Source organism: Pseudomonas sp. S2_H10, assembly GCF_054668285.1.
Genome location: NZ_CP162754.1, coordinates 5,286,799 through 5,300,030 on the forward strand (window position 1 = coordinate 5,286,799; position 13,232 = coordinate 5,300,030).

At 60.4% G+C, this 13,232-nt stretch carries 14 protein-coding genes; 8 read left to right on the forward strand and 6 right to left on the reverse strand.

The annotated features are described in order from the left end of the window. Positions 1-12 precede the first annotated feature (12 nt). Complete coding sequence (locus AB4O16_RS23810) at positions 13-1,197, reverse strand: cyanate transporter (RefSeq protein ID WP_460155977.1); 1,185 nt, start codon at positions 1,195-1,197, stop codon at positions 13-15. A 475-nt stretch (positions 1,198-1,672) separates the two neighbouring features. Between AB4O16_RS23810 and AB4O16_RS23815 the strand changes: the two genes are divergently transcribed. The 6 genes from AB4O16_RS23815 (at position 1,673) to AB4O16_RS23840 (ending at position 8,216) form a co-directional block, all read left to right on the forward strand. Beyond that, positions 1,673-3,055 (forward strand): glutamine synthetase family protein, encoded by a 1,383-nt coding sequence (locus AB4O16_RS23815; protein ID WP_160389153.1) that lies wholly within the window; start codon positions 1,673-1,675, stop codon positions 3,053-3,055. A 189-nt stretch (positions 3,056-3,244) separates the two neighbouring features. After that, positions 3,245-4,894, forward strand: coding sequence for a phosphoethanolamine transferase (locus tag AB4O16_RS23820; protein ID WP_160389154.1), 1,650 nt, complete (start codon positions 3,245-3,247; stop codon positions 4,892-4,894). A 72-nt stretch (positions 4,895-4,966) separates the two neighbouring features. Next, positions 4,967-5,617 (forward strand): class I SAM-dependent methyltransferase, encoded by a 651-nt coding sequence (locus AB4O16_RS23825; RefSeq protein WP_460155978.1) that lies wholly within the window; start codon positions 4,967-4,969, stop codon positions 5,615-5,617. 123 nt (positions 5,618-5,740) lie between these two features. Beyond that, positions 5,741-6,874, forward strand: a complete 1,134-nt coding sequence (rnd, locus tag AB4O16_RS23830; protein WP_460155979.1) for a ribonuclease D — start codon at positions 5,741-5,743, stop codon at positions 6,872-6,874. After that, a complete protein-coding gene (locus AB4O16_RS23835; RefSeq protein WP_460155980.1) occupies positions 6,871-7,164 on the forward strand; it encodes a YcgL domain-containing protein in 294 nt (97 codons plus the stop codon). Before rnd ends, AB4O16_RS23835 begins: the two co-directional genes overlap by 4 nt. 119 nt (positions 7,165-7,283) lie before the next feature. Further along, complete coding sequence (locus AB4O16_RS23840; protein WP_160389158.1) at positions 7,284-8,216, forward strand: D-2-hydroxyacid dehydrogenase; 933 nt, start codon at positions 7,284-7,286, stop codon at positions 8,214-8,216. 140 nt (positions 8,217-8,356) lie between these two features. On the opposite strand, the gene AB4O16_RS23845 is transcribed toward AB4O16_RS23840, so the two are convergent. After that, complete coding sequence (locus AB4O16_RS23845; protein WP_460155981.1) at positions 8,357-8,950, reverse strand: nitroreductase family protein; 594 nt, start codon at positions 8,948-8,950, stop codon at positions 8,357-8,359. Between the two features lie 164 nt (positions 8,951-9,114). Here AB4O16_RS23845 and AB4O16_RS23850 point away from each other — a divergent pair, with 164 nt between their 5' ends. Beyond that, complete coding sequence (locus AB4O16_RS23850) at positions 9,115-9,564, forward strand: YcgN family cysteine cluster protein (protein WP_160389160.1); 450 nt, start codon at positions 9,115-9,117, stop codon at positions 9,562-9,564. Between the two features lie 35 nt (positions 9,565-9,599). Next, positions 9,600-10,829 (forward strand): hypothetical protein, encoded by a 1,230-nt coding sequence (locus tag AB4O16_RS23855; RefSeq protein WP_460155982.1) that lies wholly within the window; start codon positions 9,600-9,602, stop codon positions 10,827-10,829. A 128-nt stretch (positions 10,830-10,957) separates the two neighbouring features. Here AB4O16_RS23855 and AB4O16_RS23860 read toward each other — a convergent pair whose 3' ends face one another. From AB4O16_RS23860 to AB4O16_RS23875, 4 genes are all read right to left on the reverse strand, one after another. Further along, the gene (locus AB4O16_RS23860) at positions 10,958-11,335 is read right to left on the reverse strand and encodes a YgaP family membrane protein (RefSeq protein ID WP_160389162.1); all 378 of its coding nucleotides are present in this window, start codon (positions 11,333-11,335) and stop codon (positions 10,958-10,960) included. 80 nt (positions 11,336-11,415) lie between these two features. Next, positions 11,416-11,886, reverse strand: coding sequence for an RNA methyltransferase (locus AB4O16_RS23865; RefSeq protein WP_007911337.1), 471 nt, complete (start codon positions 11,884-11,886; stop codon positions 11,416-11,418). Positions 11,887-12,082: 196 nt separating this feature from the next. Further along, entirely contained in the window at positions 12,083-12,454 is a 372-nt protein-coding gene (locus AB4O16_RS23870; RefSeq protein ID WP_007898702.1) for a YajD family HNH nuclease, read from the reverse strand. A gap of 50 nt (positions 12,455-12,504) precedes the next feature. Continuing rightward, positions 12,505-13,191 (reverse strand): spermidine synthase, encoded by a 687-nt coding sequence (locus AB4O16_RS23875; protein ID WP_007898703.1) that lies wholly within the window; start codon positions 13,189-13,191, stop codon positions 12,505-12,507. Positions 13,192-13,232 lie beyond the last annotated feature (41 nt).

Here is a 13,232-nt window from a genome sequence, read left to right on the forward strand (position 1 = left end):
GCTGGCTCCGGGTCAAAGGATGTGGCGGCTGTAGTGCCTTGGGTTGAAGCGCAAAACCATCAGCATCATCAGCGCCATGACCGCTGTCAGCGACCACCAGGCCCATTCAAAGCTGCCGAGCCGGTCGCGGATTATCCCGGCCAGCAGCGGCGACAGGCTGGCGATCAGGTAGCCGATGCCTTGCACGAATGCGGTCAGGCCACCGGCGCGCATGGGATTGTCCAGATGATCCAGCGATACGATCAGGCTCATCGGGAACAGGCCGCCAATGCCCAGTCCCAGCAGGCATGGCCACATCAGGCTCAAGTGCTGCGGGGTCAGAATCAGTCCGCAGAAACCAACGATGATCAGTGCAAGCAAGACCATCAGCACGACGCGGCGATCGCGGCTGCGATTGGCGATGACGGGTGTCAGCAGGCCCGACAGCACTTCCATGGCGGTCAGGAACCCGAGCAGCAACCCGGCCTGCTGTTCGCTCCAGCCCTTTTCCACGTAGTACGGCGCCAGCCAGGCCAGCACACAGGTGTAGGACGCAGTGCCCAGGCCAAAGAAGATCGCGAGTAACCACGCGCGGGAATTGGCGAAGAACGAACCGTTACTGGAGGCCTTTGCATCCAGTGTCGGTATCTGCGCCCGTTGGGTACCCCAGAACAGCAGTGCCAGCACGGCGAGAACCGCCCAGATCGCCAGGCCCATGCGCCAGCTGCCGGTGCGTTCCATCACCAGTGGCGCAAAGGACGCACCCAAGGCGGCACCGCCCATGATCGACGTGACGTAGAGCCCCATGCACAGGGCAACGTGGGCGCTGAAGCGGGATTTGATCAACGCAGGCATCAGGGCCTGGATCAGGGCGATCCCGATACCTGCCAGCACTGCGCTGAGCAGCAACTCCATGGCTGAATCAAGGAACAACCGCGAAACCGTGGCCATGCCGATGATCAGCAACGACAACACCACCATGCGTTGATCGCCGAGTCGCTGGCTGACGCGCAGGCCGACAAACATCGCCAGTCCCATGGCCATCACCGGCAAGAGGGTCAGCAGTGAAGCGAGGCTGAAACTCAGCGCGATGTCCTCGCGAATCGCCGAGAGCAGGGGCCCGACTGCGGCCATGGATGGACGCAGGTTCAGGGCGACGAGAACGATGCTGAACATCAACCAGAGGGCGGGGCGGGTGGTAGCGCGGGTGTTTTCCATGATCAGGCCTGGAACGGTAGGGTTGCGATTAGGCGCGTGAGGCCTGGAGGTCGCAAATCAGAAAGTCTGGCGATCTATTTAGAAATTAGATCCTGTGGGAGTGGTTGAATGTTTAGCCAGGCAATATCCAAAGTTCTTCAAATCCTGATTTAACGACTTAAGCCGGCGTGTGACGCTGCGGGTCATCTGTTTTCTGCGGTTCTCTCTATGGACGGTTGGCCAGTCACAAGCCACTTCAAGGCAACCACCGACGCTCGAGCGTCGAGCCTTGGTCGTCGCTTCACGCCCGCCACCGCGCCAAATCTCTCTGCACTTCCTTCTGAACTGGCCTTCTGGGCGCTGTGGCATTGCCGCCATGCGCGCCCGCCGGATTCCTGCTTTTTCCGCTGATTGTTCCTACATGTTCCGCTTGATGGCGGAATTAAAGTGCGGGTGCTTTTGCGCACCCGTCTGACACGGAAAAAAGTGAGTTCCCATGAGTTGTGCCACGACCTCGTTTGCCACCCGGCAAGAAGCCCTGACCTTTCTGGAGCAGAACCCGGACATCGAAATGTTCGAGCTGTTCATCCTCGACAACAACGGTGTGCCGCGGGGCAAGCTGCTGCACCGGGACGAGTTGCTGGCGGTGTATGAAAGCGGGCGGCCGTTGCCGAGCACCATCCTCGGCCTGACCATCAACGGCGATGACGTGGAGAACTCCGGGCTGGTCTGGGATGTCGGTGATATCGACTGCCGCGCCTACCCTGTCAGCGGCAGCCTCACGCGCATGCCGTGGCGCCTGATACCGACCGCGGCCGTGCAGGTCAGCATGCACCCGACCGAGGGAATGCCCGCCACCATTGCCGATCCCCGCCACTTGCTGGCGAAAGTCATCGAAGGTTTGCAGGCAGACGGCTATTACCCGGTCATGGCGGCGGAACTGGAGTTCTACCTGCTGGACCAGCAACGCGACAGCAATGGCCGGCCGCAACCGGCACGGGATGTCGATGGCGGGCGCCCGCGCGGCACTCAGGTCTATGGTTTGCGCGAGCTTGAACAGATCGAACCGTTCCTGGCCGATCTCTATAGCGCCTGCAAGCTCCAGGGGATTCCGGCGCGCACGGCCATTTCCGAATACGCGCCGGGGCAGGTGGAAATCACCCTCGAACACCGCACCGACGCGCTACAGGCGATGGATGAAGCGGTGCGCTACAAGCGTCTGGTCAAGGGCGTGGCGCACAAGCACGGCATGACAGCCTGCTTCATGGCCAAGCCTTTCGATGACTTGGCCGGTACCGGGATGCACATGCACGTGAGCCTGGCGGACAAGGACGGCAACAACCTGTTCGCCAGCGAAGCTCCGGACGGGACGCCACTGCTCAAGCAGGCGGTCGCAGGCATGCTCAGTACCTTGCTCGATTCGCTGTTGCTGTTCTGCCCCAACGCCAACTCCTACCGTCGATTCCAGGCCAACAGCTATGCACCTCTGGCGGCCACCTGGGGCGTGGACAATCGCACCGTGAGTTTGCGCGTACCTGGCGGGCCGGCATATTCCAGGCACATCGAGCATCGTATCTGCGGCGCGGATGCCAACCCGTACCTGGCGGCTGCGGCGATTCTGGCCGGTATCCATCGCGGTATCCGCGAACAACTCGATCCCGGTGCGCCGGTGGAGGGCAATGGCTACGCCCAGGCTACGAAACTGTTGCCGACTGACTGGCTGACCACATTGCGCTCGCTGGAAGGTTCCAGTTGGGCCAGGGAAGCCTTCGGCGGCCAGTTCCTCGGTGTCTATCTGGCGGTGAAACGCGCCGAGTATCGCCAATTCATGGGGGAGGTCGGTGAGCAGGACTGGCGCTGGTATCTGCACCAGGCTTGAGCCGAAACTGAACCAAAGCTGAACTATTCTCAAATAGTCTTAAAGTTTAAGGCAGGTCTTGAAGCCAACTAATCGTTGGCTTCTTTTTCACAAAAAATTGATGGTTGGCTTCCTAAAATTAGAACTGTCCCGGTAAATGAAATTTTCACATTTACCCAGGGCACTTCTTATCAGGACCTGCCAAACCTCATGTTTAAGATTAAAGCCGTGCGCCCCGAGTGGGTGACGTTGATTGCCAGCGCGTTTTTGTTGGTTGGCTTCAACTTTGTACTCTGGCAACACCTGTTCGAAATCACCGCGTCCGATGGTAAAGGCATCGTCATGCGCGTGGCCTTCGGGGTGATGATCTTGGCGGCCTTCAACATTGTGCTGACCCTCCTGGCCTTCCGGCCGGTGCTCAAGCCGGTCCTGACCCTTCTGTTCATGATCAGTGCGGGTGTGGCGTATTTCATGAGCCAGTACGGTGTTCTGATCGACACTGGCATGTTGCGCAATTTCGCTGAAACCAATGCCACGGAAGTGCGCGACTTACTGTCGCTAAAGTTGTTTGTTTATATTGTTGTTCTTGGCGTATTACCGACTTTGCTGTTGTGGAAGACACCGATTAATTATCGTCGTTGGCACCGTGAGCTGCTCAGCAAAGTCCTGGTGACTTTTGCTTCGGCTGCAGTCATTGGTGGTGTTGCACTGGTTAACTATCAAGGCCTGTCGTCACTGTTTCGCAACCACCATGAGTTGCGCCTGATGGTGGTGCCAAGCAACTACATTGGTGCCTCGGCTGGTTTTTTGCGTGAGAAAGTGGCAACAGCACGGCAACCCTTTGTCAAGATTGGTGAAGATGCCCGACGCAATCCGGCCTGGCAGGCTCACGGGCGCAAATCCCTTACGGTTCTGGTCGTGGGTGAAAGTGCCCGGGCGGAGAACTTCGGCATCCTTGGTTATAGCCGCGACACCACGCCGAAACTGAGCAAGGAAGACGGCCTGATCGCCTTCACCGATGTGCATTCCTGCGGCACTGAAACCGCCGTTTCGGTGCCTTGCATGTTCTCCAACATGGGGCGCAAGGACTACAGCGCCAGCAAGGCAAAGAACGAAGAAGGCCTGCTCGATGTGCTCAAGCGTGCGGGTATCGACGTGATCTGGCGTGACAACCAGTCAGGCTGCAAGGGTACCTGCGATCGCGTCACCGTTCAGGACGTGAGCAATCTGAAAGATCCGGTGCTGTGCGCCAACAGTGAGTGCCGCGACGAAATCCTCCTGCAGGGGCTGCAGCATTTCATCGACAACCTGGACAAGGACACGGTGTTGGTATTGCACCAGATGGGCAGCCACGGACCGGAGTACTTCAAGCGTTATCCGAAAGAGTTCGAGCGCTTCACCCCGGTTTGCGAGAGTAATGCCCTGAACAATTGCAGTCGCGAAAGTATCGTCAATGGCTACGACAACACCCTGGTGTATACCGACCACGTGCTGTCGACCTTGATCGATCTGCTGCGCAGCAACCAGGACAAAGTGGACACCGCGATGCTGTATCTGTCGGACCACGGCGAGTCCCTGGGTGAGTACAACTTGTTCCTCCACGGCACGCCTTACATGCTGGCTCCGGATCAGCAAAAGCATGTAGCCATGTTTGCCTGGTTCTCCGACAGCTATAAAAAGTCCTTTGCGTTGGATACCCAATGCCTGCAACAGAGTCGTGAATTGCCTCTGAGCCAGGACAACCTGTTCCATTCGATGCTCGGGCTGCTGGAGGTCAACAGCAAGGTCTATCACCAGGATCTGGACATGTTTGCCGGATGTCGTGGCCCGGTGACCGACGGCGTGTTGGCCAAGGATTGAGTGCTTTGTCTGTGTTTCGCGCGGTGGCCGCCGATCTGCGGCCTGTAGAACCATTATCAAGAGTCTTTGCACATGTGCGCCCAGCCCCCATCCGCCCTCGAGCTTGAGATTGCCCGGCGCTACGATCAGGAGCACGCGCGCGTCTGCCTTCAGCCGCAACCGCCGGGCCTGGCGGGGCGTTTGCTGCTCTGGCGTGAAGAGCGTGTGGTGCGCAAGGCACTCAAGATCGCTGGCGAACCGGGGCTGATCCTCGACGTGGGCTGCGGTGTGGGGCGTTTTTGGCCCGTGCTGGTCGAACATGGCAATCGGGTGATCCTCGCGACGGACCCGTCCGGGGACATCCTCGATCATGCCCGCACACATCACCCGCAAAGTCTGTTGAAACGGGTCAAGACCTTTCAAAGTTCGGCGTTCACGATTGGCCTGTCGGAAAATGCGGTCGACAGCATTTTTTGCATGCAACTGTTTCAGCACTTCACCCACTCGGAACATCGTCTGGCGATGCTTGGCGAGTTTTACCGGGTCAGTCGCGATACGGTGATCGTTGCGGTGCGCCTGGAAGGTCGTTTCAAGGGGGCGCATTCAACAGTTGAAGGGGGTTTGCCCAGCAAGACCGAGGTCGAAAGCGAGTTCAGGCAGGCGGGATTCCGTTTGCTCGGTCATCAGGACTTTTTACCCGGTTGCGCACAGAGGCGCGTCTACGTGCTGGGTAAGACCGGCTAGCCCGGCGTTGTCGGACTATTCTCTATGTCACGCAGTAATTTTCGCTAACGCTCTTGTTCAGTGGATGCGCGGAAATCGCCGGGGGCGATATATACTGCGCGCCATTCTTCAAGGGAGAGCCGTGTGGCCATCGATATTCACTGGATTCGCGACAACGATAGCCTCGGTCGGTTTTGTGCCGAGTGGCAGCAGTTGCCATTCGTTGCCCTCGACACCGAATTCATGCGGGTCGACACCTTCTACCCGATCGCCGGCCTTCTGCAGGTCGGTGATGGCAAACGTGCCTACCTGATTGATCCACTGACCATCGACAACTGGCAGCCATTGGCCACGTTGCTGGAAAACCCGGCCGTGCTCAAGGTTGTCCACGCGTGCAGCGAAGACCTCGAAGTCTTGCTGCGCCTGACCGGCAGCCTGCCGGCGCCACTGTTCGATACGCAGCTGGCTGCCGCTTACCTGAACCTCGGTTTTTCCATGGGCTATTCGCGGCTGGTGCAGGAAGTGCTCGGCATCGACCTGCCCAAGGGTGAAACCCGTTCCGACTGGTTGCAACGTCCGCTTTCCGAAACCCAGATCAGCTATGCCGCCGAAGATGCCGTGCATTTGGCTGAAGTCTTCGTAAAGCTGCGTCCCAAGCTGTCTGACGACAAGTACGCCTGGGTCCTGGAAGACGGCGCCGAACTGGTGGCCAACCTGCGCCGCGAGATCGATCCGTACGAGGTCTATCGCGATGCCAAGCTGGCCTGGAAGCTGTCCCGCGCCCAACTCGCGGTTTTGCGTGAGCTCTGCGCCTGGCGCGAAAAGGAAGCCCGCGCCCGTGACCTGCCGCGCAACCGGATTGTCCGCGAACATTCGTTGTGGCCGCTGGCGCGTACGCAACCGGACAACCTCGGCGCACTGGCGAAGATCGAAGACATGCACCCGCGTACCGTGCGTCAGGACGGCGAGTTTCTGCTTGATCTGATCAAGCGCTCTGGCAGTGTGTCGCCTGATCAATGGCCTCCAGCCGTGCCTGAGCCGCTGCCGGTCGACGCTGCCGTGCTGCTCAAGCAGCTCAAGGCCATCGGCCAGGCCGAAGCCGAACGCCTGAACATCACGCCGGAACTGATGCTGCGCAAGAAAACCCTGGAAGCGCTGCTCAAGAGCGGCTTCCCCAATGGTCCCTACCAATTGCCTGATTCGCTGCGTGGCTGGCGCCGCGAATTGATGGGCCAGGCGCTGCTCGACAGCCTGGCCGCCGCCGGAGAACAGCCTTGAAACGTATTTGTTCCATCTACCGCAGCTCGAAGCGAAACGAAATGTACCTGTATGTGCTCAAGAGTGACGCTCTGGAGCGCGTACCGGATCCCCTGATGACAGCCTTCGGCAAGCCCATCCACGCGTTCGACCTGGTGCTGTCCCCGGAGCGCAAACTGTCGCGCGAGGACATCGAGGTCGTGCTGGAAAACCTCGACAAACAGGGTTATCACCTGCAAATGCCGCCTGCCGAAGACGAGTACATCGAGCACTTGCCGGAAGAATTGTTGCGTCGCAACGATCCGATGTGAGTGGCAGACAGGGTCTGTTCAGAGTGGTTATGAAACACTGATTGATTTTAGCGATGGCAGCATCGATGGAGCACGGCTCCGTCGGCGGCCGTCTGCACTGTTTTTGAAAGGTTTGAAGCATGCGCGTCCTGATTGCTGAACACGACCACCCCGTGTACGCCCAACTGTTGCGCGAGGCCGCACCGGAACTTGAGGTGCTGACCAGCGGTGATTCCGCCGAGCTGGCCAGCCAGGCCGCCGATTGCCCGGTGTGGCTCGGCCAGCCTGACCTGCTGGCGACCCTGTTGCGCCAGGGTCATCAACCGCAGTGGCTGCAATCGACCTGGGCCGGCATCACGCCGCTGCTGGCCGATGGCTTGCCGCGGCACTATCGGCTGACGCGAGCAGTCGGCATCTTCGGTCAGGTCATGGCCGAGTACGTGCTCACGTACATGCTCGGTCACGAACGTGAAGTGCTGGCGCGGTTGGTCAGCCAGGTCGAGCGCAAATGGGACAGCCGCCATGGCCAGAGCCTGGCGGGGCGCAAGGTGCTGATCGTCGGCACGGGCGATATCGGCCAAAGTGTCGCGCAGTTCCTCGTGCCGTTTGGTGTCGAGTTGTATGGCGTCGCCAGCAGCGCGCGGGAACAGGCACCGTTTATCGAAGTCGGTGCACTGGCGGATCTGCCGCGGCTGGTCGGTGAAGTCGATTACGTGGTCAATCTGCTGCCGAACACCGTGGAAACCCACGATATCTACGACGCGGCGCTGTTCAAGCAATTCAAGCCGACCGGGTTGTTCATCAACGCCGGGCGCGGTGTGGCGGTGGTCGATGCGGACCTGGTGGAAGCCTTGAAGGAAGGGCATCTGGCGGGCGCGGTAATTGACGTCTGCCGTCAGGAACCCTTGCCCCAGCGGCATCCTTTCTGGACAGCCTGGGGCCTGCTGCTCACCGGGCACAGCTCGGCACCGACTTCGCCGTCGATGATGGTGAAGCTGTTTGTCGAAAACCTGCGGGCGTATCAGGCGGGAGAGGCGTTGCGCGGGGAAGTGGATTTTGAACGCGGGTATTAAATCCACCGCTGATTCTGCCTGGAGCACCAAACATGTGGGAGCGAGCTTGCTCGCGATGGGGCCTGTACATCCAACATCAATGTTGAATGTCCTGCCGCCATCGCGAGCAAGCTCGCTCCCACAATGTTTTGTGCAGTGGCTTAGAGGGTGAAATCACCTTCAGCCGCCAGCTCGCTCAACGAACGACGCGGGCTTGGCTCTTCTCGGGCTTGCAGGTAATCCGCCAGGCTGGCCTTGTCCCCCAGCTTGCCCACCGCGACGGCGGCGTGCAGGGCGTAGCCTTCAGGAATGTTGAGCTCCTTGCGGGTCAGTTCCTGGTCGAAACCGGCCATGCCGTGGGTGTGCCAGCCGCTCAGGCTCGCTTGCAAGGCCAGGTGGCCCCAGGCCGAGCCGGTGTCGAAGGTGTGCCACAGGGCCGGGGTTTCTTCGCTGGCGCCAGGCGCGGTGAAGGTGGTTTTCGAAATCACGATCACCAGGGCCGACGCATGTTGCGCCCAGCTGCGGTTGAATTCGTTCAGCAGGCCCAGGTAACGCTCCCAGTTCGGCGTGTCGCGACGTGCGTAAAGGAAGCGCCAGGGTTGCGAGTTGTACGCCGAGGGGGCCCAGCGTGCGGCTTCGAAGAAGCTCAGCAGGGTTTCCTGCGGGATCACTTCGCCCGTGAAGGCGCGGGGCGACCAGCGATCGGTGAACTGGGGGTGAATGGCGTAATCGGCAACGCGTGGATTGGCACTCATCAAGAGATTCCTTGCTACGTTTGAAAGTGGGGGCGACGCAAAACCCTACTTGGCAGCGCGAAAACTCACAAGCCCGTTCTACCGACAGTCGCCAATGCTTGGCCCGCGGGGCGTGGGGCACTAGACTGGCGGCCTTTTCACCACCTGATGTCGATGCTCGAACCATGGCCGCCAAAGTAGAACCGTTCTGGAAACGCAAAACCCTCGATCAACTCGATCAGGAGGAATGGGAATCGCTGTGCGACGGCTGTGGCTTGTGCTGCCTGCAAAAGCTTGAGGACGAAGACGACAACAGCGTTTATTACACGCGCATCGCCTGCAAGCTGCTGGACCTGAAAACCTGCCAGTGCACCGACTATCCTAACCGTCGTGACTCGGTGCCGGACTGTATCCAGCTCACGCCGGGCAAGGCCGACGAGTTCAAATGGCTGCCGCCGACCTGCGGCTATCGCCTGGTCAGCGAAGGCAAGGACCTGCCGTTGTGGCATCACCTGGTGTGCGGCGATCGCGACGCCGTGCATCACGAGCGGATTTCCCAGTCCGGGCGCATGCTCGCCGAGGGCAGCGTGGCGGAAGATGATTGGGAAGATCACCTGATATTCCGCGCAGGCTGATGGCCTGAGGTTCAACCTTTCACGAAGGAGTGTGTATGGCTGTGGGATGGCGGCGGGCGTGGATCGTTGGATTGTTGGTGGTGGGTGCGCCCGTATGGGCGGCGAACAAGGTCGATCTGGATTATCACGTGCGCCTGTTGCCGCAGAGCGATCAGGCCGAAGTGCGCCTGACGCTCGCCCAGGGCTCGGCCGTACGCAGCCTGGATTTCAACCTCGGCGACGGCAGCCACTTCAGCGATTTCAAGGCCGACGGCCAATGGCAACTGAGCCCCGGCAAGGCGGCGCGCGGTGTCTGGCGCCCGGCGGCCGACAAGGCCAGCCTGACCTTCCGCGTGAAAATCAGCCACGGGCGCAAGAACGGCAGTTTTGACTCGCGCATGACGCCAGACTGGGCGTTGATGCGCGGCGACGACCTGGTGCCGGCGGCGAGGCTCGATCAGCAGGATGGCACCGAACTGGTTTCACGCCTTGAATTCGAACTGCCCGCTGGCTGGAAGAGCGTTGAAACCGCCTGGCCACGGATCGGCAAGAACAAATTCCGTATCGATAACCCCTCCCGACTGTTCGACCGGCCTACTGGCTGGATGCTCGCCGGCCAGCTGGGCAGCCGCCGCACTCGTCTGGGCGAGACTGAAGTCGCCGTCGCCTCGCCGCTGGGGCAGGGCATGCGCCGTATGGATGTGCTGACCCTGCTGACGTTCGTCTGGCCGCAGGTGCAGGCGTTGTACCCGCGACACCCTGGCAAACTGCTGATCGTCGGGGCCAATGATCCGATGTGGCGCGGCAGTCAGTCGGCGCATGAGTCGATCTACCTCAACAGTCACCTGCCGTTGGTCAGCGAAAGCGGTAGCAGTGCCCTGGTCCGCGAGTTGGCCCAGATGTTCGGGCGGATCAACGGCACGCAGCGCAGTGACTGGATCGCGGAAGGCTTTGCCGAGTATTACGCCATCGAACTGGTGCGCCGGGCCGGTGGCATGAGCGATGAGCGCTACGCGAGCCTGCACGGCAAGCTGGTCAGGAGCAGCCAGAAAGTCACCACGCTGCGCGGCGGGCGGGTCAGCTCTGCGCAGGTGGCCAGGGCGGTGGTGTTGCTGCAGGAGCTGGACAGCGAGATTCGCCTGAAAACCCACAATAAGCGGTCGCTGGATGACGTATTGCGCGGGGCGATGCGGCTGGGGGATATCGATACCAAGACGTTCGTTCAGCTCAGCGAGAGCGTGATCGGTGGATCCTCAAAGGTACTGAGTACCGAGTTGATTCAGTGAGTCCGTCATCGCGAGCAAGCTCGCTCCCACAGTGATTGGGGGTGAACACAAATGTCGTGAACGCCACATAACCCTGTGGGAGCGAGCTTGCTCGCGATAGGGCCATCAGCCCCGCCGGACAAGCCTGATCAACCCCCGGCTTTCGGCGACTTCAACGAATCATTGCCGGTAACGGTGGCGGTTTTGGTCGCCGCCTCGGCATTGGCCTTCAACTGGCTCAGCTCTTCACCCGCGCGCTGGATTTTCGCCCGAACGTTATTCATGTCCTGACGGCCTTTCTCCAGCAGGCTTTTCGCCGAGCTGTGGCCGGTGATACCGCGCGCCAGGGCCACCCCGCCGATGGCCACCTGGATCAAGCCGAAGATCCCGCCGCGGCGCAGACCCTTGCCCACCATCACCACACCGCCGGCGATTGAACCGATGCGTTCCCAGCCCTGCACGTTCTGCTCGGAGGGGCTCTGGAACGGGGTGGATTCGATACGCTCGACGCGTTTGAGTTCGCTCATGGTCTGTCTCCAGGCTTGTGTGGTCGATAATCAAGCTGACTGCGTGGGCGGGCCGCTTGTTCAATCGGATGTGTGGCGATTCAACGAAATTTTGGCCCGGAGCGGGTATTGAGCCCCTTGGCCATGCGGTCGTAGAGCACGACGTTGACTGTGGCGGCCAGGTTCATGCAGCCGGTGGTCGGAATGTAGACCACGTCTTCGCACCAGTCGCGAATCTCTTTATCCAGCGATCCGTCTTCCGGGCCGAAGATGTAGAGCGCGCGATCCGGGTGGGTGTATTCCGGCAACGGGCGGGCGCCTTCGACCAGTTCCACGGCGACGGGCACACAGTTGAGCGGCAGGATTTTCTTCAGGTCGTCGATGCCGATCAGCGGGATGTCGTAGTGCACGCGCTTGGTATCGGTGACGAAGTCGGCGGCGCGCTCATAGCGCTTGCCGGTGTAGAACACCGACGCCACGCCATAACAGCCAGCGGCGCGCATCACCGAACCGACGTTCTCCGGTGACTTGGGGTTATACAAACCAATGCAGCTGTACCGTTTGTCTGCCACGAGCGGGGTGCCTTTCGGGAAAAAAGCGCGATTATACGGGGATTGGGCGGCAGCGGTCAGTTTGGAGATTGGTGGTGGCAGGACTCTTGCTATCGCGGGCAAGCCCGCTCCCACAGAGGTCTCCGTCGTTCACACATTTTGTGTACACCAGAGAACCTGTGGGAGCGGGCTTGCCCGCGATGGGGGCAGCTCAGTTTCAGTCTTCTTTTTTCATCAACCCGGCCAACGCCGCAAACGGGTTATGCGTGGCCTTGGCGATTTTTGGCGTGCTCAGCGAGCCTTCGTCGAAATACTGCTGGTCGGTGTACCGCGAGTGCTCGTTATCGTGGCAGTACAGGCACAACAATTCCCAGTTCGAGCCATCCTGCGGGTTGTTGTCGTGGTTGTGGTCGCGGTGGTGCACGGTCAGTTCGCTCAGGCGCTTGCCGGAGAACTCACGGGCGCAGCGGCCACAGACGTGCGGGTACATCTTCAGGGCCTTGTCGCGGTAGCCCATTTCCTTGTCGCGCTGGTTGTCGGCGAGGATGCGATCCAGCTTCGAAGTGTTGGTCGGGGTGGACGAACTCATGGGTTCACCTTTGTAGAAAGACTAATGACGGTTATAGGGTGAAGTTTAGCCTAGCCCTTGAGCTTCTCGGCAATCCAGATGGTGTGGCGGGTGCCCTTGTTGCCATGGGCGAAGACCTGCACTTCCTCGGCCTTGAACCCGGCTTTCTTCAGTTTGTCGGAAAATTGCCGGTCAGCGCTGGCCGACCAGACGGCCAGCACGCCTTTTGGCCTCAGGGCCTTGGCGCAGGCGCTCAGGCCGCCGGCGGAATACAGCCAGCTGTTGGCTTTCTGGGTCAGGCCTTCGGGGCCGTTGTCGACGTCGAGCATGATGGCATCGAAGCCCTGGGGTTCGGCTTGCAGGACCTTGGCCACGTCTTCCATGCGAATCACCGTCCGCGGGTCGAGCAGCGGGTTGCCAGCCTTCTCGCCCAGCGGCCCACGGTTCCACTCAACGACACCGGGAACCAGCTCGGCCACCACCACTTCGGCGGTCTTGCCCAGGTGCTTGAGCGCCGAAGCGAGGGTGAAGCCCATGCCCAGGCCGCCGATCAGCACCCGTGAGTTCGGTCGACCGGCGACCTTGCGGCACGGAATCTCGGCCAGGGCATCTTCGGAGCCATGCATGCGCGTGTTCATCAATTGTCCGCCATCGCCACCCTGGATCTTGATGACGAAATCCTCGCCGTATTCGAACAGGCACAGGGCACCGCCGTTTTCAGGAATGGGGGTGGTGTCCAGCAGAACGAAACGTTTCATGGGGCTCTCTTGAAGAAAATTGGCAGAACTCGGGAGGGCAA